21 protein-coding genes are annotated in these 24,456 nt (G+C 38.6%); 13 read left to right on the top strand and 8 right to left on the bottom strand.

Translation table 11 applies throughout. The features are described 5' to 3' along the window. The 3 genes from K1X82_03045 to K1X82_03035 all read right to left on the bottom strand — a co-directional run. The coding region (locus tag K1X82_03045; GenBank protein ID MBX7181065.1) for an NAD(P)(+) transhydrogenase (Re/Si-specific) subunit beta at nt 1–1,155 on the bottom strand (1,155 nt) is incomplete at its 3' end. A gap of 11 nt (nt 1,156–1,166) precedes the next feature. Further along, the gene (locus K1X82_03040) at nt 1,167–1,472 is read right to left on the bottom strand and encodes an NAD(P) transhydrogenase subunit alpha (GenBank protein MBX7181064.1); all 306 of its coding nucleotides are present in this window, start codon (nt 1,470–1,472) and stop codon (nt 1,167–1,169) included. Nucleotides 1,473–1,477: 5 nt separating this feature from the next. Then, nucleotides 1,478–2,584 carry a Re/Si-specific NAD(P)(+) transhydrogenase subunit alpha gene (locus K1X82_03035; protein MBX7181063.1) on the bottom strand — a complete coding sequence of 369 codons (1,107 nt, stop codon included), beginning with the start codon at nt 2,582–2,584 and terminating at the stop codon, nt 1,478–1,480. 450 nt (nt 2,585–3,034) lie between these two features. Here K1X82_03035 and K1X82_03030 point away from each other — a divergent pair, with 450 nt between their 5' ends. Continuing rightward, complete coding sequence (locus K1X82_03030) at nt 3,035–5,668, top strand: DUF3352 domain-containing protein (protein MBX7181062.1); 2,634 nt, start codon at nt 3,035–3,037, stop codon at nt 5,666–5,668. Here the strand turns inward: K1X82_03030 and tatA are convergent, their stop codons facing one another. Then, complete coding sequence (gene tatA / locus K1X82_03025; GenBank protein ID MBX7181061.1) at nt 5,669–5,995, bottom strand: twin-arginine translocase TatA/TatE family subunit; 327 nt, start codon at nt 5,993–5,995, stop codon at nt 5,669–5,671. Between the two features lie 93 nt (nt 5,996–6,088). Here tatA and pbpC point away from each other — a divergent pair, with 93 nt between their 5' ends. From pbpC to K1X82_02990, 7 genes are all read left to right on the top strand, one after another. After that, the gene (gene pbpC, locus K1X82_03020) at nt 6,089–8,449 is read left to right on the top strand and encodes a penicillin-binding protein 1C (GenBank protein ID MBX7181060.1); all 2,361 of its coding nucleotides are present in this window, start codon (nt 6,089–6,091) and stop codon (nt 8,447–8,449) included. Continuing rightward, nucleotides 8,442–9,605 carry a galactokinase gene (locus tag K1X82_03015; GenBank protein MBX7181059.1) on the top strand — a complete coding sequence of 388 codons (1,164 nt, stop codon included), beginning with the start codon at nt 8,442–8,444 and terminating at the stop codon, nt 9,603–9,605. The genes pbpC and K1X82_03015 overlap by 8 nt, the downstream gene beginning before the upstream one ends. A 433-nt stretch (nt 9,606–10,038) precedes the next feature. Continuing rightward, nucleotides 10,039–10,803, top strand: a complete 765-nt coding sequence (prmC, locus tag K1X82_03010) for a peptide chain release factor N(5)-glutamine methyltransferase (GenBank protein ID MBX7181058.1) — start codon at nt 10,039–10,041, stop codon at nt 10,801–10,803. Next, complete coding sequence (locus K1X82_03005) at nt 10,800–11,555, top strand: hypothetical protein (protein ID MBX7181057.1); 756 nt, start codon at nt 10,800–10,802, stop codon at nt 11,553–11,555. The genes prmC and K1X82_03005 overlap by 4 nt, the downstream gene beginning before the upstream one ends. A 196-nt stretch (nt 11,556–11,751) precedes the next feature. Beyond that, on the top strand, nt 11,752–12,456 hold the full coding sequence (locus K1X82_03000) for a MotA/TolQ/ExbB proton channel family protein (protein MBX7181056.1): 705 nt from the start codon (nt 11,752–11,754) through the stop codon (nt 12,454–12,456). An 8-nt stretch (nt 12,457–12,464) separates the two neighbouring features. Beyond that, complete coding sequence (locus tag K1X82_02995) at nt 12,465–12,866, top strand: biopolymer transporter ExbD (GenBank protein MBX7181055.1); 402 nt, start codon at nt 12,465–12,467, stop codon at nt 12,864–12,866. A 12-nt stretch (nt 12,867–12,878) separates the two neighbouring features. Beyond that, on the top strand, nt 12,879–13,715 hold the full coding sequence (locus K1X82_02990) for a hypothetical protein (GenBank protein MBX7181054.1): 837 nt from the start codon (nt 12,879–12,881) through the stop codon (nt 13,713–13,715). Between the two features lie 434 nt (nt 13,716–14,149). Here the strand turns inward: K1X82_02990 and K1X82_02985 are convergent, their stop codons facing one another. Both K1X82_02985 and K1X82_02980 read right to left on the bottom strand, forming a co-directional pair. Then, complete coding sequence (locus K1X82_02985; GenBank protein MBX7181053.1) at nt 14,150–15,388, bottom strand: dihydroorotase; 1,239 nt, start codon at nt 15,386–15,388, stop codon at nt 14,150–14,152. Nucleotides 15,389–15,398: 10 nt separating this feature from the next. Further along, nucleotides 15,399–17,429, bottom strand: coding sequence for a BatA domain-containing protein (locus tag K1X82_02980; GenBank protein ID MBX7181052.1), 2,031 nt, complete (start codon nt 17,427–17,429; stop codon nt 15,399–15,401). Between the two features lie 120 nt (nt 17,430–17,549). Between K1X82_02980 and K1X82_02975 the strand changes: the two genes are divergently transcribed. Beyond that, a complete protein-coding gene (locus K1X82_02975; protein ID MBX7181051.1) occupies nt 17,550–18,320 on the top strand; it encodes a hypothetical protein in 771 nt (256 codons plus the stop codon). Nucleotides 18,321–18,412: 92 nt separating this feature from the next. Continuing rightward, the gene (locus K1X82_02970) at nt 18,413–20,206 is read left to right on the top strand and encodes an acyl-CoA dehydrogenase family protein (GenBank protein ID MBX7181050.1); all 1,794 of its coding nucleotides are present in this window, start codon (nt 18,413–18,415) and stop codon (nt 20,204–20,206) included. Here the strand turns inward: K1X82_02970 and tgt are convergent, their stop codons facing one another. Continuing rightward, on the bottom strand, nt 20,207–21,343 hold the full coding sequence (gene tgt / locus K1X82_02965) for a tRNA guanosine(34) transglycosylase Tgt (GenBank protein MBX7181049.1): 1,137 nt from the start codon (nt 21,341–21,343) through the stop codon (nt 20,207–20,209). An 80-nt stretch (nt 21,344–21,423) separates the two neighbouring features. On the opposite strand from tgt, the gene K1X82_02960 reads away from it, so the two are divergent. Then, entirely contained in the window at nt 21,424–22,557 is a 1,134-nt protein-coding gene (locus K1X82_02960) for a glycosyltransferase (protein MBX7181048.1), read from the top strand. Further along, nucleotides 22,548–23,153, top strand: coding sequence for a sigma-70 family RNA polymerase sigma factor (locus tag K1X82_02955; GenBank protein MBX7181047.1), 606 nt, complete (start codon nt 22,548–22,550; stop codon nt 23,151–23,153). The genes K1X82_02960 and K1X82_02955 overlap by 10 nt, the downstream gene beginning before the upstream one ends. Here the strand turns inward: K1X82_02955 and K1X82_02950 are convergent. Next, nucleotides 23,150–23,527, bottom strand: coding sequence for a helix-turn-helix domain-containing protein (locus tag K1X82_02950; protein ID MBX7181046.1), 378 nt, complete (start codon nt 23,525–23,527; stop codon nt 23,150–23,152). The two genes, K1X82_02955 and K1X82_02950, sit on opposite strands and share 4 nt — an antisense overlap. 139 nt (nt 23,528–23,666) lie before the next feature. On the opposite strand from K1X82_02950, the gene K1X82_02945 reads away from it, so the two are divergent. After that, entirely contained in the window at nt 23,667–24,299 is a 633-nt protein-coding gene (locus tag K1X82_02945; protein MBX7181045.1) for a hypothetical protein, read from the top strand. Nucleotides 24,300–24,456: the final 157 nt, after the last annotated feature.

Genomic DNA, 24,456 nt, shown 5'->3' with positions numbered 1-24,456 from the left:
AGCACCTACAACCAAAACTACATCGGTAGAACTGAATTCAGGATTAATATCTTCCATTTCAACCAATTTATCATAGCTGACATTGCTTTCGGCAAGTAGAACATTCATGTGTCCGGGCATACGACCGGCAACAGGATGAATGGCATATTTCACTTCCACTCCTCGTTCTTCGAGAATAGTTTCCAATTCATGAATAACATGTTGAGCTTGAGCCACTGCTAAACCATAACCTGGAACTATCACCACCTTTTTGGAATAATTCATCAGGGTTGCTGTATCGGAAACACTAATATCCTTGATGCTTCCTTTTTCGGAACTAGAACCTGCCGCTGCTTGTCCACCACCGAAAGCCCCAAAAATTACATTAAACAATGGGCGATTCATGGCTTCACACATGACCAAAGTTAGTAAAGTACCTGCTGAACCTACCAAAATACCACCGGTTAACATGATTTTATTATCGTATAAGAATCCACCGAAAGCGGCGGCCAATCCGGTGAAAGAGTTAAGCAAGGAGATAACAACAGGCATATCTGCACCACCAATAGGAACGGTAAACAGAATTCCATAAAGAATTGCCGCGCTGAAGAGAGCGAACAAAACAATTTGACTATCCGGACTGGCATATACAACCCAGGCTCCAAATGCCAAAACAGCAACCATTACTATGGTATTGATAATATTGTATTGAGGCAAACGAATGGGTTGATTCATGGTACCATTCAGCTTCAAAAAAGCAATGATGCTGCCGGAAAAGGAAACAGAACCTATGATTAAGCCGGCAACTATGGAAAGCAAGGCACCAGTTTGACCAATATTATGGTGATATTCCATTAAACCTATTAAAGCGGCACAAGCTCCACCCATTCCATTAAACAAGGAAACCAGTTCAGGCATTTTGGTCATTTGTACTTTCTTAGCTGTTAACCAACCAATTACGGTTCCAATACCAATGGCCGCCAAAATGAGGCCATAGATAAAACCGGGAACTTCACCTGAATGGAACAGGATGGTAGTTAGAATGGCGATAATCATACCGCCGGCAGCAACCAAATTACCATTTCGAGCAGTTTTTGGATTGCTCATCATTTTTAGCCCCATCACGAAGGTAATTGAACCAATGAGGTAGGCTATGGACATTATACTTTGAGACATGGTATTTTAGTTTATTTCTTTTTAAACATTTCCAACATACGGTCTGTAACTACAAAACCACCAACCACATTGAGGGTACCCAACAAAACTGCAAGGAAGCCGAGTGCCAGGGATACATAATCGGAAGGGTCAACATTTAACATCACATAGATTGCACCAACGATAACAACACCATGAATAGCATTGGCACCGGACATGAGTGGCGTATGTAAAACCGTAGGAACCCTACCAATTACCTCTACACCAACAAATACAGACAAAACAACGAAGTATATCGTCATTTCATGAATTGAGAAAAAATTTAGAATACTATCCATTTTACTTAAGCTATTAATTTAACTCCATCTTTAACTATGCAACTCCCTTTGGTGATTTCTTCATCCATTTCAAATTTAAAACCATCCTTATCACTTAGATGCAAAAGAAATGTACTGATATTTTTGGCATACAAATCACTTGCGTTAAAAGGCAATAAAGCAGGAAGGTTGGGTTCACCAATAATGGTTACCCCATTTTTTACAACTATTTTATTGTATTCACTTAACTCGCAATTTCCACCTTGTTCAACAGCCATATCAACAATAACGGAACCGTTTTTCATTGATTTAACCATGGATTCAGTCACCAACACAGGCGCCTTTCTACCAGGTATTAAGGCTGTAGTGATAACCAAATCAGCTTCGGCCACATGTTTAGAAACCAATTCCTTTTGGCGTTGCAAAAATTCTTCAGAAACCCCTTTCACATAACCACCTTCCATTTTAACGCTTTCATCGGCCTTTACTTCGATAAACTTCCCGCCCAGCGATTGAACCTGCTCTTTGGTTTCAGGGCGAATATCGCTTACCTCTACAATTGCTCCTAAGCGTTTTGCAGTTGCAATGGCCTGAAGTCCGGCTACACCTGCTCCAAAAATTACGACTTTAGAAGGTTTAATGGTACCTGCAGCTGTCATAAGCAACGGGAAAATTTTACCTAGATGATCGGCGCCAAGAATGACTGATTTATAACCGGCAAGATTGGCCTGAGAACTAAGAGCATCCATTTTTTGAGCGCGAGAAATACGCGGAATGGCGTCAACAGAAAAGGCAGTAATTCCGGCCTGAACACAAGCATTAACCAAATCGGGACTGGTGAGAGCATACATAAATGAAACTAGGATTGCCCCTTTTTTCATTTTAGCAACTTCATTTGGTTCCGGTGCATTCACCTTAAGAACAACGTCAGATGAAGTATAAATTTCATCGGAAGAGGAGGACAAACTGGCACCGGCAGAGGTATAATCCGCATCTAAATAGTGGGCGTTATCACCTGCTCCTGTTTCAACCACAATTTCATAGCCTTTTCCAACCAATTGTTTAACAACTTCCGGGGTGAGGGCAACTCGGTTTTCTTTAATTTTTCGTTCTTTAGGTACTCCTAACTTCATTGGATATAATTTCTGTTCATAAACGAGGGCGCAAAGGTAATCGAAATACTTATTGTCAAAATGACACTAAGTATACTGATTTGATATTTTTTTCGTTTTTATTAAACACCCTGTGAACCGAGTATTAACCATTCAATCAATTGGAGTCATTGAGCTTACATACTCCTAAATGAAGGAGGCTATAAAACCAAGGACTTGGTTAAAAAAATCGAGGAATACTATCTCTTATGATAAAGAATAAAATTCCCAGGGTTAAAAAAAAAACGAGCTCAAAATTATAAACTCTAAGCTTTCAACATTGCATGGTTGAATTAAATTTATTAGAAAATAAGTCTGGCTTAGTAGTAGCGTATTTTTGTAATGAACTAACAGAGAGAAAAATTGGGGTTAAAGCGTATCTACATATTTAGCGCATTACTAGTCATAGCGGCACTTTCGGTTGGTTTGTGGATGTTCTTACGAAAATCTTCAGAGCAATCCAAACCCTGTATATCAGCTATTTCTCCTCGGAGTAATTTAATTCTTGAAATCCATCAACCACAGGTAAGTTGGGCAAGATTATCGAAAGACACCAGGTATTTTGAAAAATTCCAAGGAATTCCTTCCTTTCAAAAGGTGGTAGATTTTTGTCGGTCGGCCGATTCACTTTTGAAGAACAATCAACAAATTGGTGAAGCGTTCAAAAATTCCCCATTGATTGTTTCTGTTTTTGGCACAGAATCATCCAATTCGGAGATTTTATTATCGGCCAATTTATCTGATCCTTCTTGGGATGGAGAACTTTCATCTATTTTGTATTCCATTTTTAATAAGCCGGGTCAGATTAAGGAAATTCAGTTTCAACAAGAACTCATTTACCAGCTTTCACCAAGTCTAACATCAGAGAATCATTATTGTTCTGCCTCCGAAGGTATTTTCCTCTTAAGCACTTCCCAAAAATCAGTGGAAGACGCCTTAATGCAATTAAACTCCAATAAGAGCATTTTAGATGATGCCTCCTTTGCAAAAGCATATAAAGTGGCCGGAAAAAAAACAGATGCTAATTTGTTTATCAATTACAAGTCCTTCGGTCCATGGTCTGGAAAGGTTTTAGAATCCATCGGAAAGGAATCTTATTTAGGAATCGGAAACTTTGCCTCTTGGAGCGGAATAGACATTAATTTAAAGCCTGAATCTATATTAATCAGTGGATTTACCTGGGCACAAGGAACGAATTTAGGCATTAGTAAGTTCAAACAAAAACCAATTGAGGCCCAGCTATGCAAATACCTTCCTCAATCAAGTTCAGGATTCTTTTTTTATGGTGGAAGTTCCTTATCAGACCTTGGAAAAGAGATTTACCAATCAACCCACAAAAGTCAGTCACCCGATTCCATTACCCAACATTTTCTTTCCTGGATGGGTGGAGAATTATGCCTGGGAATTTTAGACAACCGGGATTCTTCTATTCAGGAGAATGCCGTGTTATTAATAACCTGTAACGATTCTGCCTCTGCATCCAGAAATTTGGCTGAATTAGCTAACTCCGGAAAAGGAAGTGGTTTAAGGTTGTTGGATGAACAATTTAACGGATTTAGTCTTAAGAGTCTTAACAATCCTGGAATTTTTCAAAGCTTTTTTGGAAGTCCAATAGGAACCATTACCAACAATTATTATACAGTAATTGGACCTTTTGTGGCATTTGCCAATAACAGCACTACCCTTAAAAATTTTATAACAAGTTACCTTTCAGGCAGAACATTGGGCAACCAGGATTCTTACCTAAAATTCAATGAAAACCTTTCAAAAAATTCCAACATTTATCTTTACTCAGTTCCAAGTTCGATGGGAAGAAAAGTTAGACAATTCTTTTCTCCAACTTACCTACCCAACTTAGGACCTTATTTGGATGCCCTGAACTCCTTTGATGCCATGGCCATTCAGTTTGCAAACCAAGGCGATGGTTACTATACCTCCGGATATTTAAGCTTTGGAAATTCTGAAACTTCAGATTCCATTTCAGGACAAGAAGAAAATGTAGGTTGGAAGGCTCAACTGGAAAATCCGTCCTCCATTGAACCATTAATTATTGATAACCCCTTAAACGAAGAAACTGAATTTATTTTTTTAGACGATGCCCATCAACTTTATTGTCTTTCAACCTTAGGACGCACCAAATGGAAATTTGACATTAAGGAAAAAACAAAAGGTCCTATTTATTTTTTAAAAAACCTGGATCAGGAAAAACCAGGATTACTGGTTTGCACCAAAAATACCATTTATGGAATTTCCCTAAATGGGGAATTACTTCCTAATTTCCCTATTAAACTCGATGCATCATGTACTTCCGGAATTAGTGTTTTTGACTATGAGAAAAAAGGTGATTATCGTTTTGTATTTGCCTGTTCCAACGAAAAGGCTTATAACCTGGACAAAACAGGTAAACAAGTAAAAGGTTGGACATTATCCAAGGTTGAAGAAGAGATAATCGAGCCATTTCAGTATTTTCAATCAAACAATAAAGACATTTTGGCCAGTTTTGATCTTGAAGGTAAGCTTAAATTATATGAACGAACAGGGAAGAAAAAAACTCAGGTAAAAGAAAAATTCGAACTTTCTTCTTCAAACGGAATTTTCAGCCATTCCGGTAAAAATGCCAAATTTCCTGGATTGTATTTTACCACTACCGATGGAACAATTATCTATGTAAATGGAGATGGAAAGATTGAAAAAATAAAGATTAAACCTGTTACACAAAACCACTATTTCCTTGCAAAAGATTTGGATTCAGACGGAACTATTGAATTTATCTATGTTGACCTAAATGAAATTACCATTTATTCCAGACAAAAGAAAATGATTGGAAATCATAAATGGGAAGATGTAATAGGATTTCCTCCACAACTTATTAGCAATGGCTCTAAAACAAATATTGGAATTGTCAGCGGTGGAAATTTATTCCTTTTGGATTCCAAAGCCGAGGCTATAGAAGGTTTTCCAATGGAAGGATCCACTCCATTTTCGGTGAAGTTTAAGGACGGAAAGCCAAAGATTGTGATTAGTACGAACGGTGAGAAAGAAGTAAAAATTTATTCTAAAGAATAATTAAACTTCCCGAGCTATACTACCCGGAGCAGGCTTAATTTCAGGCAACTCAGCCTTTGTTTCTTCAACTATTTCAGGTTCAATATATTCCTGCAAAGGCTTAGGCTCTATTCTTTCTACTACCTTCTCTTCAGGTGCTGGAACCTCATGGATGCTTTTTTCTATCTCTCTTTGAATTCCATTCGCGGCATCCTTAAATTCACGAATCCCCTTGCCCAAACCTCTAGCTAACTGAGGAATTTGTTTTGATCCAAAAAACAACAATACCACCAACATGATTAACAACAATTCACCACCTCCGACATCACCTAAAAATAACATTACCATGCTTTCATAAATTTTGCGCAAAGTTAGTTCTCTATTTTTGCATCTTGCTGAATTTAATAAAATTTCAAATTTTTATCCTACCAAACTTGCTATATGAAACAATACCTCAACTCCCTATGGTCAGGAATTAATTCCAAATGGGGGAAAAGAGTATTGATTTTGGTTGCATTTCTGGTAGCATTTTGGATTTCTCTTCCTTCTATCTTGTTTGATGATTCCTATTCAACGGTTGTATATGGGAAAAACTCAAAACTTCTTGGTGCAAAAATTGCCCTGGATGGCCAATGGCGGTTTCCGGAATCAGATAGCATACCTATTAAATTCTCTACCTGTTTGATTGAATTTGAAGACCGACATTTCTACCACCACCCCGGGCTTAATCCAATTTCATTGTTTAGAGCCATTCGATTAAATTTAAAACATGGTAAAAAAACCAGCGGAGGCTCAACTATTTCAATGCAAGTTATTCGAATGCATAGGAAAAACCCTTCCCGAACCTATTGGGAAAAATTAATCGAACTTTATTTAGCCATACGTTTGGAGGCTGAATACTCTAAGGATGAAATTTTAAACCTTTATGCATCTCACGCACCTTTTGGAGGCAATACAGTTGGTTTAGAGGCTGCTTCCTGGCGATATTTCGGGCGACCTTCTGATTTGCTTTCCTGGGCAGAGTCGGCCACATTGGCTGTATTACCCAATAGTCCGGCCATCATTTTTCCCGGCAAAAATCAGGATAGACTACTCCGAAAAAGAAACAACTTACTCCTTCAGCTTTACAAGGATCAAAAAATTGATAAACAAACCTATGAGTTATCCTTATTAGAACCAATTCCCGGAGCGCCAAAACCAATTCCTCAAGAAATTCCACACTTAATGCTCCGAATTGAAAAAGATGGACATACCGGAAAAACCATTCACACAACAGTAGAACTTCCCCTTCAAAGAAGACTCAATCAACACATTGCCAAACACCATGAATATTGGAGGCAAAATGAAATTCACAATATGGCTGCCATGGTTATTAATACCCAAACCGGTGAACTTTTGGCCTATGTTGGAAATGTGGAAGCTCCACTTCATCCAAAACATCATGAAAATGTTGATATTATTGCAGCTCCCAGAAGTACAGGAAGTATCCTTAAGCCATTTCTTTTTGCCCTAGCCTTACAAGAAGGCATTCTTTATCCTTCCACCTTAGTTCAAGACATCCCCTTGCACATTCATGGTTATTCACCAAAAAATTTCAGCCTAAGCTATGATGGAATTGTTCCTGCCAAAAGAGCCTTAGGACGATCCCTTAATATACCTGCCGTTAAGATATTGCAACAAATCGGAACTGACAAGCTCAATATTCAGCTCAAAAAATTAGGTATGCATACCTTGACAAAAAATGCCAAACACTACGGATTATCCATTATTTTAGGTGGTGCTGAAGGAAACTTATGGGAACTTACCGGTATGTATGCTTCCATGGCAAGAGCCATTACTCCTACCAATAAAAATCCTATTTTCCCTCCACACTATCTGCCCGAATCAAGTATTCTTGAAAAAAACAATGCCACCTTTGATCCGGGAGTGGCGTGGTTAACCCTCGAAGCCATGGTGGAAGTTGCTAGACCTGATCTGGAAGCTTCTTGGCGTGAATTTTCAAGTGGAAGCAAAGTAGCTTGGAAAACAGGTACCAGTTTTGGGTTCAGAGATGGATGGGCAATTGGTGTTAATCCTTCCTATACCGTAGGAGTTTGGGTTGGGAATGCCAATGGCGAAGGCCGACCCGGATTAACCGGAATTGCTACTGCTGCACCACTTCTTTTTGACATTTTCAGTTCACTTCCAAGATCAAATTGGTTTAAAACTCCCTCCTACTCGTTAAAACAAGTCCGACTCTGCTCTCAAAGTGGATTACCACCCTCCGAATTATGCCCGAATACCCAAATTGAATGGGTTCAGAAAAATAGCAATCACATCCAAATCTGTTCCTATCATAAAATGCAGTTTTTGGATAAAGAAAAGTTACATCGAGTTACAGGGGATTGCTATCAGGTTTCTGAAATGGAAAAAGAAGTCTATTTTGTACTTAATCCTGTTGAAGAATGGTATTTTAAGGCAAAAAACCCGGGATTCAAATCCTTACCTCCTTTTAAACCAGGTTGCGATCCCAAAGATGTAGATACCCAATTGGGCTTAGTTTACCCAACTCCCAATGCCAAAATTTTTATACCTCGAAACCATGAAAACATTCAGCTTGGAATTATTTGCAGAGCCACTCACAAACAAGAAAATGCAAGTGTTTATTGGTCCTTGGATGGAGAATTTATTACCACCACCACTACCCTACATGAAATCCAAATTAATCCGGAACCGGGTAAACATCGATTAAACGTAACCGACCACTTAGGAGAAAGTCATACCATTGCATTCGAAATAATTAAGAAGGCGAATAATGAATAAGTCGGTTCTAGAAAAAATCTTCTCTACCTTCCAACAACAGTTTGGATTAGCGGGAAACTCCTTTTTTTGTCCCGGTCGAATAAACTTAATGGGTGATCACATCGACTACAACGGTGGCTGGGTACTTCCGGCTGCCATTTCACTTGGCACCTATGCGATGGCTAAACCCAACAACCTCAATAAGTTTAGAATATTTTCCTGCAATTTACCGGATGAACCCATAGAATTTCAAATCAATGAGAAAGAACTTTCAACCCGATTAGCAGGCTCTTGGTCTGCCTATGTAGCAGGTTCAATCTTAGAAGTTTACCATGCTACACAAGCACCATTGGTAGGTTTGGATATGGTATTTATGGGTGATATTCCACGCGGCTCCGGATTATCTTCTTCTGCATCTCTTGAAGTTTTGGTGTGTTATATGGTTTGTCATTTTAACCAAATAGAAATAAACCGAACCCGCTTGGCTCTTTGGGGACAATCGGCTGAAAACGGATTTGTTGGAATGAATTGTGGTATCATGGACCAATTTGCAGTTGCCAACGGAAAAGAAAATACTGCCTTACAATTGGATTGCCAAAAATTAGATTGTATTGAAATCCCGGTTCAACTGGATCAGTACCAGTTGGTAGTAATTAATTCATGTAAGCCTAGGAAACTCGTTGAAAGCAAGTACAATGAGCGAAGAGCTGAAAGTGAATTGGCTCTGGCCGGAATCCAACATAAAAAAAACATCTTAAACCTGGCCTCCGCAGAATTAAACGATTTAGCTTTATTGGAAAATGAAACCATACGTAAACGAGCCAGGCATGTAATAACTGAAAATCAAAGGGTTCTGAAAAGTGCCTCAGCCTTACGTGAAAAAAACTGGATACAATTTGGAAAACTTTTAACCCAATCCCACCTTTCCTTAAAAGCAGATTATGAAGTAAGTGGAAAGGAAATGGACACCTTAGTTGAATTAGCAATTTCTATGGATTTTTGCCTTGGTGCCCGAATGATGGGAGGAGGATTTGGCGGTTGTGCCTTAGCCTTAATAGAACCATCCAAACTGAACCAATTCCAAGAATTTATTGCTAAAAACTATGCATTGGCAACAGGTTACCAGGCTGAATTTTATCTTCCTCAATTATCAAATGGGGTGCAGGTTATTTCATAAATTACAAGGATAAAAATCCCATTTCAACCCAATTTAATCAATAAGAGGATTCCAAATCCGAACTTCTTGATTTAGTTGGGCTTACCCCGAGTAAGAAGTTGTTATCAATTTGAACAAACAAATTGATTTACAAATCCTTAACTCGTTTATGCATTTCTAATTCGTAATCTGGGTTCAACAGAAAAATACTGCTTTACCTTGAATTAACTTCCTATTCAATCCCTCTTTTAAATAAAAAGGAAATTTCCTCCTATGTGCCAAAATTCCTTCAGCAAAGAAACTCCATGTGTTTGATTTTTAATTTAATATTTACTTTTGCCATGTGATTGCGCCTTTGCCTCCCAGCAATCGGCTGGATAGAATTAAGCTCTACTTTTTCCAAGAGCTGAATGAATATTACCAGACCGAAACTTTACAGTTATTATTTCGGCTTTTGCTGAAACATTTTTTTGGAATTACTCCCATTCAGCTTGCTTCTGAACCTACCAAACGACTTTCTGAGTCTGAAATTCTGGTGGTTCAAAAAGTGATTCGAAAATTAAAGAAACAAATCCCCTGGCAATACATTGTTGAGGAAACTGAATTTTATGGATTAATCCTGCAAGTAAACTCTTCTGTATTAATTCCTAGACCGGAAACCGAAGAATTAATTGAACTTATCCGAGAAAATTATCAAAATAAAACAGCTCCCAAACAGATTATTGATTTATGCACAGGAAGCGGTTGTATCGCTTTATCGCTAAAGAAAATATTCCCTGATGCAAACGTTTTTGGATTGGATATTTGTCCGGATGCGCTGAAGGTAGCCCGACAAAATTCCTTAAAATTGGGGCTGCAGGTAGAATATATCCGTCAAGACCTTTTAAACCAATTTCAATTAGAGGAGTCCATGGTTTTTGATTTGGTGGTTTCTAACCCACCTTATATAATGGAAAAGGAAAAATTGGAAATGGATGCCAATGTATTAGACCATGAGCCTCATAGTGCGCTGTTTGTTCCGGATCGAGATCCTGTAGTATTTTATAATGCCATTGGAAATTTCATGAAACATCACCTGGCTCCAACCGGACAGGCATGGCTAGAAATCAATTCGAAACTCGGAGAAGAAACTCAACAAATCATCCGTGAAACATCCGGAAGGAAAACACTTTCCCATGTTGACCTATCCGGAAAAGAAAGGTTCATCTCGGCAACATGAAAACTTTTATCACCTTGTTGCTTTGCCTAGCATGTTTCCAACTTTTGAGTCAAACATTTAAGGTAGACACCCTCACTTGGGATATTAAAAAAGATAGCCTTTTTCTAAAAAAGAAACCTTGGTTTGATTTAGTGGCAGGTTTTGATGACCGTAATTTATTTCTTGCCAAACCTTCCACTAAAATAGATGGGATCAAGGTCGGTATCGAATTATATCACCGCTATCGATTTGGATATTCCTTCTTTTTTCTAGGTAAAGTTCGTCCACTGGATGTGATTTTCAGAGAAAAAGATACCGTTCAACAACAATTAAAACTAACCTACATGGGCCCATTTTTTGAATATGTTGCCTATGAAGACTTCCGCTGGGAAGTGAGTTTTCCATTTAATCTGGGATTAGGCCAAGGGAAAATTGATACCAATACCTTATCCAAAGAAATCAAAGGTCGAAGAGTTACCTCCAATCTCCTTTTTACCTCCGCCGGAATTAACGCACATTATCGAATTTTTCACTGGCTGGGTATTGGTGCCGGTATTGGTTATAGCCACGTTTTCACCAAAGAACCTGCCATTAAAAAGGTTTTAAACTCCCCCTACTATGCCATCCGAGTTAAACTTTTTCTTGGTGGATTATACCGAAGCATTTTTAAACCCAAGGTGGTCAAACAACTTAAGTTAGAATATCAAGAAAACCGGAAACACAAAAAATTCCTACGACAAAAGCGAAAAGCCATGGCTGATTGGAGCTTTTAAAGCTTTACCCTGTTTTTAGTATACCCCTATTTCCCGCACTTTCGCCCAACCCTATTCCAACATTTGCCTGTTTAAAAGTACAAGCTTCATTCCCAATCCTTCACAACCAAGCAAACTACCTTCGCAATAAGCAAAGGTGATTTGCGTTAGTTCGTAGAGGACACCTTTACTTTACATTCAGATCGAAACAACTATGATGAATTCAGTCCTGACCCTGCTTGCCCAAGTGCAAGATTCACTTCCAACTCCTAGTATTCCAGCTGCTGCTGTTCCAACCGAAACCAGCCTTTCGCTTTGGGAAATGATACTCAAAGGGGGAATTATAATGATTCCTATTGCCATTCTATCCGTTATTACCGTTTTTATCCTGGTTGAACGACTATTGGTTCTAATAAAGGCAAAAAATAAAGACTCCAATTTACTTAACACCCTACGCGATATGATCCTAAAAGGTGATTTGCAAGGGGCCAGAAACTATTGCCGTTCCAATGGAAGTCCGGTAGCGATAGTACTTGAAAAAGGTATTTCACGTATCGGGCGCCCGGTTGAAGAAATCGAAAACGCTATGGAATCTGCCGGAAAACAAGAAGTTTACAAATTGGAAAGAGGTATCAACGTACTTTCTATCGTTGCCGGTGTGGCGCCCATGTTTGGTTTTATCGGAACCATTCTGGGTGTTATTAAAATCTTCTACAACATTTCTCTGGCCGATAACATTTCCATCGGATTAATTGCAGGAGGTTTATATGAAAAAATGGTCACAAGCGCCGGAGGTTTAATTGTTGGTGTGTTGGCTTTCATATGCTTTCACTGGTTGAACGCACTTCTCGAAAAACGAATCAATGCCATGGAGTTGGCTGTTCTAAATTTCCTTGATATCCTTAACGAACCCGGCAAATAACCTTAATCATGGATCTTCGCAAAAAAAGATTTCACACCGCCGAGGTTGCAACTTCGAGTTTGAATGACATTATGTTCTTTCTACTCTTATTCTTCCTCATTATCAGCACCTTGGTAAATCCATCCGTCATAAAATTGACTTTGCCCAATAGTAAACAAAGTCAAACAATGAACAAACAACAAATTACTGTTAGTGTTGATAAAGACCATCATTATTACATTAACAATGTTCCTGTCGCTTTCGAAGAATTAGAAATTGCCATAAAAACCGAAGTAGATCGAACCCAGGACCCAACCGTAGTGCTTCGATTCGACAATACACTAAGCATTCAGGATGTGGTTGATGTATTACAAATTGGTCACCGCCTCAATGTTAAAATGATTTTAGCAACCAAATCACCTAATGGGTAAATTCAACCTCGGATGATTACTGCAGAAAAAGACAATAGTTCAAGGATTTGGGGCATGGTAATTACCTTGGTTTTTCACGCCCTCATTTTTCTGATTTTTATTCTTCTGACTATCAAAACTCCTAATCCTCCCTATCCAGATAGTCCTGCCCCGGGTATCGAAGTTAATTTCGGTAATTTTATTGAAGGTACCGGAAATGTGGAAAACGACCAAATGGGCAATATCTCAGATCCTTCACCTGTTCCTCAAAACCCAAGTCCAAACACGCAATCAAGCCCAAATAAAGCTGAAAATATCCTCACCTCCGAAGCAGAAGAGTCTGTAGCCCTCAACGCTAAACCTGACGCCAAAGAATCGGTTAAAAAACCGGATGCCCCTATTGAACAAGTCAAACCTCAGCCTCAACCCAGCAATGAATTAATGAATGCCTTGAATAAATTCAGGTCGCGTACCAAAAATTCTGGTGGTGGAGATGGAAATAGCGGTCAGGCCGGTAATGAAGGTAGTCCGGATGGGAACCCGCTTACCGATGGAAATGGAGGTAGTGGCGGTGGCCCGGGAGTTGGCGTTGGAAAAGGAATACGGTACAATTTAAAAGGCCGCTCCTTGGTTAAAAAACCTACCGTATTTGATGATTCTCAAGACCAAGGCAAAGTGGTGGTAGAAATTATTGTTAATGAATTGGGCGATGTGGTGCGGGCAGAACCTGGCGCCAGAGGTAGTACAACTGCAAGTCCAATTTTATACGCAAAAGCCCGTCAGGCTGCATTTGCAACCAAGTTTAACCCAAGCTTTGACGGTACCAAAGAACAACATGGTACCATGACTTTCATTTTTGTTTTAGATTAATTTTTTTGTTGTTTGGCGGGTCCCATTCGCCACCGAACAAAGTGCTATCCTGAATGATGGCAAGGCGAATGGTCGGGCTATCGGCTGTAGTCCTCGCCACCCTTAGCTAGCGCCGCGGGTGCCTGTGGGCTACTTGCCTCTATCCCTACCCGGACTGCAACCCCAAACATTCCTGCAAAATCCTTACAATTAATAGAATTTCATACCAAATTAGCAACTTTGATTACCGCTAATTTTTGAAATTCTTATAAACTTTGGGGTTCGGTCGGGCAACGATAGAGCCAAATAGCTCGAAGGCCAGCGCAGTGTTAACGGAGCTGACCGAAGACTATGGGCGATAGCGTGACCTTTTCGCCTTCTACCAAGCTTAGGTTTTGCAGAAAATCAGAGGGCGAAAAGGGGCCCGCATAAAAATCAAGAAAATAAACTACCAATCAGACGATGGTTTCGAGCACCTTCCCTTTTAATGTTCGACCTAAAACAGGCGAATTTTGCGACTTAGAAACAATATCAGCAGCCGAGAAAAGGTATTCTGTTTCCGTTTCGTAAATAACAAATGAAGCCTCAGCTCCAACCGCAATTTGAGGAATCGTGAGATTTAATATTTGTCGAGGTCGAATAGAAACCAATTCAATTAACTTACTCAAATCCAGTTTATTACCAAGGGCCACACCCAGTTCACCCCAAAAACTTTCCAAGCCAATAGCACCGTAAGCGGCATAATCGAACTCCACATCTTTGGCCTCGATACTTTCGGGGCGGTGATCGCTGCAAATGGCATCAATGGTGCCATCAAGCAAGGCCTGTATCAATGCCTGACGATTGGACTCAGTTCGAACAGGAGGTTTTAGTTTTAAATTGGAATTGAAATCCAACAAATCTTCATCGGTAAAATAGAGGTGATGTGCAGAAACGTCGCAGGTAATTGGAAGTCCTTTCCTTTTAGCGTTTCGAATTGCATCAATAGCTTCGGCAGTGCTTATGCAAGAAAAATGCACCCGGGTTCCAAGGTATTCGCACAAAGCAATGTCGCGGGTAACAGCCAGAAACTCGGAAATATTTGGAATACCTTTCATACCCAATTTGGTACTAACCACGCCTTCATTTAACAAACCGGAGCCACTAATTTCTTTGGTATCGGGAAAACTCATTACCAAGGCATTGATTCCTTTGGCATAGAGCAAGGCGCGTTGCATAAGTCCGGGATCAGCGATGCTACGTTTATGATCGGTAAAAGCAACAGCCCCTCCGAGTTGCATATCGAACAATTCGGCTAAATCCTTTCCATTGCGGTGTTGGGTTAAAGCACCTGCAGGATAAATAGCCAATCCGGAATGCTTGATTCTGCTAGTTACAAACTCAATACTTTGGCGATTATCGAGTGCAGGGTTGGTATCGGGCATTAGGCAAACTCCGGTAAAACCACCTTTCAAGGCAGCTTTGCTACCCGAGTCAATGGTTTCATTAGTTTCGAAACCCGGTTCGCCAAAATGAGTATGTAAATCGAAGAAACCCGGCGAAATGTAGGCTTTTTTCTGAAAAGAAACACCTTGTTCACCTAAGTTTGAGCCAATTTCAGAAATGGTTCCATTCTCTACCACCAGGTCTACGGTTTCACCATGGAAAGGAGATTGGGGGTCAATTACATGAAGGTTTTTGTAAAGGGATTTCATGGATTAGAGCTTAGGTTTTCCAAAAACGTAACAAAGCAACTTCGACCAATAAAAACCCCAAGGCCAGCATGAGAAAAATTCTCCATAGCTTGCTTCCTTGACGCATATTGGCGACAGAATTGCTCAGATTATGAGTATTGGGTTGAAACAATTCGACATTTTTAATACCGGCTTCTTCGATCCATTGAGTAAGTTTACTTCCTTCTAAGAACCTTAAATCACTTTCGTGTCTGGGATAATTGAGGGCCAAACTACCCAAAGTGTCGGCTCCATTCATAATCCAGTAATTTCCGGCCACTTTTACCTGGCCATGCAAGTTGATACCCAAGCTATTCGACTCCAAAGTTTGTTCAGGAATAAATTCAAATCCTTTGCCATTGGTAACCTTCACGGATGTTTCTGATTTAGATTCAGGCGTTTTAATTTCGAAGTGGTTATTTTCAGCTATTTCCTGATACAATTCCATTTGCTGAACACTGAACAATGCAATATTATACAAGGTTGGAACAAAAAGCGCATGTTTTGTAAAATTGGTAGCTTTTTCGTCTAGAGGGGAACTAAGCAAGTAAAAATTAGATTTTCCGGATTTCATCAAGAAACCATCTCCATTATTAAGTTGCAGAAGTTTTTCTACCGATCCATTTCCCGAAGTAGTAAAATGCTTTTTTACCATGGGCAAATCCACATTCGATTCTTTGGTAGTAAAAACCTGTTTATAAATAGGAGCTTGGAATTCGATTGATTTCACTTTAGCCAAGCTTGAATCGGCAGCAATAAAACCGGGAAGCTGATTTTCGGAAAGAAAGGAATTGTAACTGGGGAAATCAATGGTAGCAGCAGGAATTAATAAGGCTGAATGCCCCATCTTAACAAAGTTACCTACTTCTTGAGCTAAACCACTACTTAATTGTTTAAGTTGATAAAGAATTACCAAATCAAAGGTTTTCAGTTCATCGAATTTAATAGAGCCAATATTTTGGGATTGATAAATAAAACCGGGATCGGAGTTAAAGAGAGAGGCAATTGATTTTGGCTCATTTGATTCATAAACACAAAGCACCTTAATTTTACTTGCCACCGAAAAGGAGAAGAAAAAAGCATCATCATAAACCACGGGATAATCGGAAATTTGCAATACAGCCTGAAAGAAGCCAGGTTTATCAACTTTAAATTTCAGGGAAGAATTGACCGATTGATTGGGGCCGATGGAAATGGTGGTTAAAGCTTTTTGCACACCATTAAGTGTCAGTTTTACCGGAATAGCTTCTCTGTTTTCCTTGCTATTATTTACCAAACGAATTTTGAGTTCAGCTTCTGACCCAAGCTGCTGAATTGGGGAAGCGAACCAACAACTATCCAAATAAACATTGGAAGCGGGATTAGCCTGAAGAGGAACCAAAAAAACCCGGGCACTGCTATCAACACCTTTTAAAGGATTATCAATCATGTGATTTTGAAAATCCGAGAGAATATAAATATCCTTATTAATGGAACCTCCCTCTTGCAGTGCTTGATCTTGACGTTGCAATATTTTATGCAGACCTTGGGAAGCCGGGGAAGATTTAATAAGTTCCAACTCCTTTTGAATTTCCATTTTGTTCAGCAGGTGTTGATGTTTTGCCTCCAGGTCGTTTGTAATAATTTGAAACTTATCGGCGGGGCCATAGGCTTTAACAAGTTCATTGGCTCTCAGCAAGGCTGCTTCCAATAGCGTACCGTTTTCATCAACTTGCTCCATACTAAAGGAGTTATCGACAAAAATGCTTACAGATTTCAAATTATCACCGACCGGGTTAGAGTCATTTTTAAAAAAGGGAAGAGCAAAAGCAAGGACCAGGCACACAATGGCCAGGATTCGGCTTAATAGAACAAGAAGATGTTTGAGTCGATTCTGAGTTTGCTTTTCAACTTGAATTTGTTTTAAAAAGCTGACATCCGGAAAGTAAACTGTTTTAAACCGACGGAAATTAAACAGGTGAATAACAATGGGAATCGCTATGGATATTAGAGCCGCTAGGAATGCAGGATAAACGAAACTCATGAGAGACAAAGGTATCGATCCAAACGATAGGCAGAAGAAGTTTTTGATGAAATGTTCTTAAAAAAAATCAACAAGATGTATCTAGATTCAAAAAGAATCGTTTCTTAGCAAAAAAAAGCTATGCGATTGCTATCATTTTCCTTGTTTGCAATTTTGCTATTTAGCTCATTTTCAGCAGAAAATAGAGCCGAAGGCATAGCTTGGTATGAGCGAAGGGCAGAAGGGGCGAACGGACTTCATGCCAGGCCAGACTTCATTTACAAAGCATTGGATTATTTTCAAAAACAATACAATCGAGGAGAAGAAAGGGAGATTTCAGGTTTGTATTTGATGCGTTGTCATAATTACATTGCCCGTTTTGTGGAAACTGATATAGAAAAGAAACGGATGCGTTTTGAGAAAACCAAGGCATTAGGAGAATACTTGGTAAGAGTTTATCCAAGTTCTGCAGCCATTCGGTTCGAGTACATTACCGGCATGGGATTTTGGGGAGAAACAAATGGAATTATGAAATGCGCCAAAGATGGCTTATTAGCTAAAATGAAAGGCCATACCGAAGAATTAATTAAGCTGGATTCTATGTATAATTGTGCATCCGGTTTCAAAATTTTGGGATTATTGAACATTAAGGCACCCTATATTCCCTTTATGATAACCTGGCCTAATGATAAGGTAGGGGTGAAATTGGTTGAGAAATCGCTTAGGTATTTTCCAAAGGACCACGGAAATAACTTTTATTATGGAGAAACTTTGTTAGAAATGGGGCAAAAGGAGCGTGCAAAGATTTATTTTAATGCAGTAGTCAATCTTCCTTGCCGTAAAGAATTGATGCTGGAAGATAAAGCATTCCAGGAAGAAGCCAAGAAGATTTTGGTCAAGTTAAACAGCTAAATTTACAAATTACATTAAAAAAGCTTGGAAATCATGTGTAATCCATGATTTCCAAGCTTTTTTAGTTAAAATTGCAACCCAAATTTTAAACTATGTCATCAAATTTAGTAGGAGGCTCATTTCTTTTAAAAAATTCCAATCCATCGGATGTTTTTATTGCTGAAGAATTTTCGGAAGAGCAAAAAATGGTATTCGATTTAGTGAAGGATTTTATGTTAAGGGAAGTTCATGGAATGGGATTAGAGAAGGTAGCCACTTTAGATGCTGAAAAAGATCGTGAAAAAGTATTGGAAATTTTCAGAAAAGCTTCTGAAGTAGGTCTATGTGGCGTTTCTATCGATGAGCAATACGGTGGCATGGGATTGGATTTTAATACCGGTTTATTATACACAGAAGCATTATCGTTGGGATTTTCCTTTGCAACTACTATTGGATGTCAAACCTCCATTGGGAGTTTACCTATTGTATGGTATGGAAATGAGGAACAAAAAGCCAAATATTTACCCGGAATAGCTACAGGAGAATTGGCCTGTTCATACTGTTTAACAGAGCCAAGTGCCGGTTCAGATGCTAACAGTGGGAAAACCAAGGCAGTATTAAATTCTGAAGGAACCCATTACCTATTGAACGGTCAAAAAATGTGGATTACCAACGGAGGATTTGCCGATGTATTTATTGTTTTTGCCAAAATAGATACCGATGACAAACTCAGTGCCTTTATTGTAGAGAAAAACTTTGGAGGAATTGATATTGGAAAAGAAGAAAAAAAGATGGGAATTAAAGCTTCTTCCACCGTCCAATTGTTTTTCAATAATTGTCCAGTTCCCAAAGAAAACCTGCTTGGGGAAAGGGGAAAAGGCTTCAACATGGCCTTAAATATCTTGAACAGTGGTAGGGTTAAAATTGCTGCAGGAGGAGTTGGAGGAATTAAATTTGGAATGGAAAAGGTTATTGATTATGCCAACCAACGCATCCAATTTGGGGTTCCAATTTCCAGTTTTGGAGCTATGAAACAAAAAATTGGAAAAATGGCCACCACAGCCTTTGTTTTAGAATCAGGTGTATATCGTGTTGGAGCCGACGTAGACAAAAAGCATAAGGAATTACTAGATTCCGGCAGTTCGGGAAATGAGGCTAAAATCAATGCCATGCGGGAGTATGCTATTGAATGTGCAATTTTAAAAATCCATGGTTCAGAAGCGATGTGTAATGCAGCCGATGAATCGATTCAAATATTCGGTGGCATGGGATATTCCATGGAAACCGGGGTTGAAATGGCCTACAGAGATGCCAGGATTACCAAAATTTACGAAGGCACTAATGAAATTAACAGAATGCTATCCTTGGCTGAATTTTACAAACGAGGTTTTCAAACCAAAGAATTGGACATGAAAGCTGCCATGAAATCAGTACCGGCTAATATTCTTAACAATTGGAATCCATTTTCAGGTGGAGGATATTTAGGAAAAGAAATGGAACTGGTTAATAACCTAAAAACCGTATTTATGGTAATTACCGGTTCAGCCGGAGGCAAATTAAAATCCAAACTGGTAGAAGAACAAGAAATTGTGATGAATCTATCCGATATCTTAGCTATGGCTTTCTTAACTGAATCAGCCTTTTTAAGAGTTTCTAAATTAAAATCGAAAGGAGGAATAGAGGCAAAAGAATTGGAAATTAAAACCAAAATGGCTCAGTTGTTTTTGTATGATGCACTTGAAAATGCTAAACTAGCTGCAAAAAACGCCATCGATAGCTATGCAGATGGCTTTACCAAATGGTATATGCACAAACTGGTTTCCGGCTTACTCAAGTCGTATCCTATCAACCCAAAAGCATTGCGAAGGGATATTGCGGACTTTTATATTCAGAAAGGCAAATTTTAATTAAAGCTTCCTGTCCAGATCGTTTATAACGGAATTTTTCCATTCCATAAACACCCCTTCTTCTATTTTGGTTCGGGCGGTTCGAACCAAATCCAGGTAGAAAGTTAGGTTATGAACAGAGGCCATCATGGGGCCTAACATTTCACCGGAATAAAATAGGTGACGTAGGTATGCCTTACTATAATTTTGATCTACCCAAGCTGAGCCTTGTGGATCAATTGGTTCAAAGCAGTCTTTCCACTTTTCATTTCGGATATTGATTTTACCCTGCCAGGTAAAAATCATACCGTTTCTTGCATTTCGGGTTGGCATCACACAATCAAACATATCAACCCCTAAGGCTATATTTTCGAGAATATTTGCAGGAGTACCAACTCCCATTAAATACCTGGGTTTATCCTTTGGCAAAATTTCATTCACCAATTGCACTGTTTCATACATCATGTGGGCTGGTTCGCCAACACTTAAACCACCAATAGCATTTCCTTCTGCGCCTTTAGAAGCTATGTATTCGGCTGATTGTTTCCTTAATTCATGGTAAGTACTACCTTGAACTATAGGAAAAAGAAATTGTTCGTATCCATACAATGGTTGAGTTTCTTGCACCCGACTAATGCAACGATCTAACCAACGATGGGTCAATTCCATACTCTTTTTAGCATAAGAAAACTCACATGGATAAGGTGTACATTCATCGAAAGCCATGATAATATCAGCTCCAATAGCTCTTTCGATATCCATAACACCTTCCGGACTAAAAAAATGATTACTGCCATCAATATGGGATTTGAACTTAACACCTTCCTCGGTAATTTTCCGATTATTGGCAAGCGAATAAACCTGATACCCCCCACTATCGGTTAAGATGGGTCGATGCCAACCGTTAAACTGATGCAATCCCCCGGCCTTTTTTAATATTTCCGTTCCCGGTCGTAAGTATAAATGATAGGTATTTCCTAAAATAATTTCGGCATTAATATCAGAATATAGTTCACGTTGGTGAACTGCTTTAACGGTTCCTGCGGTTCCAACCGGCATGAAAATTGGCGTTTGTATGGTACCGTGACCTGTCAATAACTCACCCCTTCTAGCTTGGGAATGCTTGTCTATGGCTTTAATGCTAAAATTTAACCCCATGTGTATAAAATCGGACAAAGGTAAACTTTGACAGAGGCCGTGCGGATATTTTTGCTAATTGTTTAGCGAAAAGAGCATAAATGGAGTTTCAAATTGATCAGGCCGGAGTAGTTGGTATCGTACTTTTTATTTTATTGTTATTATCCCTGTTGATATACTGGGGCTATTACCTCTTTGTTTTTTCCCGACTTGCATTCTACCAACCTCCTAAAACATTAAATAAGGTTCAACCGGTTTCTATTATTATTTGTGCTAAAAATGAATTAGAAAATTTACAACAGAACCTTCCATTAATTATGGCTCAAGATTATCCGGAATTTGAGGTAATCGTAGTGAATGATCATAGTTATGATGAATCCTTGCTTTTTTTAAAGGATTTTGCCAAGGAACATGCCAATTTCAAAGTCATCAATTTGGATGAGGAAGAAATTATTTTATCCGGAAAAAAATTCGCTCAAACATTAGGAATAAAAGGAGCAAAATACGAACTCTTACTTTTTACGGATGCAGATTGCAAACCTTTAAGCAACAAATGGCTTGCCGGTATGCAAAGCAATTATTCGGATAAAGTTGAATTGGTTTTAGGATATGGAGCCTATGAAAAAAGACCCGGCCTATTAAATAAACTCATTCGATTTGATACTTTTCAAATTGCGATGCAGTATTTTTCCTTTGCCTTGTTGGGTATGCCATACATGGGAGTTGGAAGAAACCTGAGTTATCGCCGAACAATCTTTTTTAGAAACAAAGGATTTGGAAGCCACAACCATATCCGAAGTGGAGATGATGATTTATTCGTAAACGAGGTGGCAACAAATCAAAATACGGTCATCGAAATAAGAAAAGAAAGTCATACAATCTCAGCACCAAAGGCGTCTTGGACAGCATGGGTTAGACAAAAAAGAAGACATTTAACAACAGGTGGATTATACAAAGCAAGCCATAAATTCTGGCTAGGATGGTTTTTTTCTGCACAATTTTTTTCTTGGATTTGCTTACTTGCCTTGTTTGCTCTTCAATATAATTGGCAATGGCTATTAATCATTCTTGGTGTGAAAATGCTTATTCAATGGATTATTTGGTGGAAAATATCTAAATGGATAGGAGAAAAAGATTTATTATTACTTTCGCCAATACTTGAGTTGTTGATGGTATTTTTTAATCTGTTTTTCTCGGTTACTAACCTTTTTGCAAAAGAACCTCAATGGAAGTAGGAAACCTCTCCTCTAAAGCCGAATACGACTACAAGTTGGTTCAGCAAGCATTAACTGATGGTGATCAAAAAGCCTATGCAGAATTGATGGATCGTTACAGAGATTCTGTTTATTTCATGCTGCTTAAAATGGTCAACAACAAGGACGATGCAGATGATTTAACTATTGAAGCATTTGGCAAGGCTTTTAATAAGTTGCACCAATATGCACCTAATTATGCCTTCAGTACTTGGCTGTTCAAAATTGCTACTAACAATTGCATTGACTTTATACGAAGAAAAAAAATGCAAATTTACTCGTTGGACAAACCTATTGAAGGTGGCGACGGAAGCGAAATTACAGTGGAAGTAAAATCCGCAACATTAGACCCGGAGGAATGGCTAATTAAAAAACAAAAGGTTAAACACATGCGGGCCGTAGTTGACAAATTAAAGCCCAGATACCGAAATTTGGTCGAATTACGCTACTATAAAGAACTCTCCTACGAAGAAATTGCTCAACAACTGGATTTACCCCTTGGTACAGTGAAAGCTCAACTTTTCCGAGCAAGAGAGTTTTTATATAACATGATGAAAAATACAGAAGGGAAAATTTAATTTCCTTTCAATTTTTCCAGCAAACTATTGTGCTTCCTTATCAACTCTTGGTGTTCTTCCAACAAAAGAGTATATCTTTTGTAAAGATCCAATAATTGACGTTCAAAATCAGGTTGAACTTTTTCTACTGAATTGGAATACAAACTTGAATTGGAAGGATCATTTACAACTAGAAATTCAGGGAAACTTTGACTAAGATCAATTTTCAAACTATGACTAATTCTCCTAATTTTGTCTATGCCTAATTCCGGATCTTTAAACCAGGTATATAAAGTTACCCTGTTAACTCCAACAGCTTTTGCAACTGCATTTGTTTTTAAACCAAAAGCATTTAAAGTTTCTTTTAGTATCTGCCCTCTATGTGGAAATCTCACAAAACAAAGGTTTAGATAAAAAACCAACAATTGTTTTACATTATTTAAACTCTTTTGTATATTTTTTGTATATTTTTAATCTTATTGTAGTGATCCATTCATTAAATTTACCTTTTGGCAATCCTTTCAAAACCTTAAAATGAAAACTAAACCTCTTTCAATTAAAAAATATATTGCTTCATTTTATCTCGATACAACCGAAAACTGTGTTGCCTTAGCTACCATAAAAGCACTTTTAAATATTTATACCCTCGAAGAAATTGTTCAAATTGAATCCATCGGCAAGTATCAATCCAGAATTACGCTCCGTGATGGTTTTACCACTAACATTTCAACCAAAGAAGTTTTGTATTGCGCTCGACAATTAAAGGTTAGAGCCAATAATAAAGGCCCTCACAAATCCAGTATTGACCTTCTTTTCGCTATTATTATAAAACGCCTTGTAATCGAAAATGGGGTTCTATCCTTCTGGAATGGAAGGGGAATTCGTGCTGCCAATTTTGCTCTAAGTCGAGGTGAAAGTTACGACGATGGGGTAAAATGGCTTGGTATAAAAGGTCGAAAAATTACGGAAAATGTCATTCCTAAATACCAAAGTGTTATCGGTGCCAATAGCTATAATTGCTTCTTTATTTCCGATAATATGTACGACAGAAACGGAATCGCTACACCAATTGACCAAATAGTGCCAGGCTTCGAACGCATATTTCTGCTTGGCCTTAACAAGGAAAAACCTAGAAAAATCAGACATACCTACGTCCGTTATAGCTAAACCATTTTCCCGATAAATTCTGTCTGTAAAGAACAAAACAGCTTTTCCCTTTTTTGGGTAATCAGAGAAAGTCCATCCTGCCCTTTTGACTTATTTTTATTATTCTTAGTATGCGGGCCCCCTTCGCCCTACTCTACTTTTGCTAAACCCCATAATG

This window comes from Bacteroidia bacterium (assembly GCA_019695265.1).
Lineage (GTDB): Bacteria > Bacteroidota > Bacteroidia > JAIBAJ01 > JAIBAJ01 > JAIBAJ01.
This window is presented reverse-complemented; position numbering and strand designations above follow the sequence as displayed.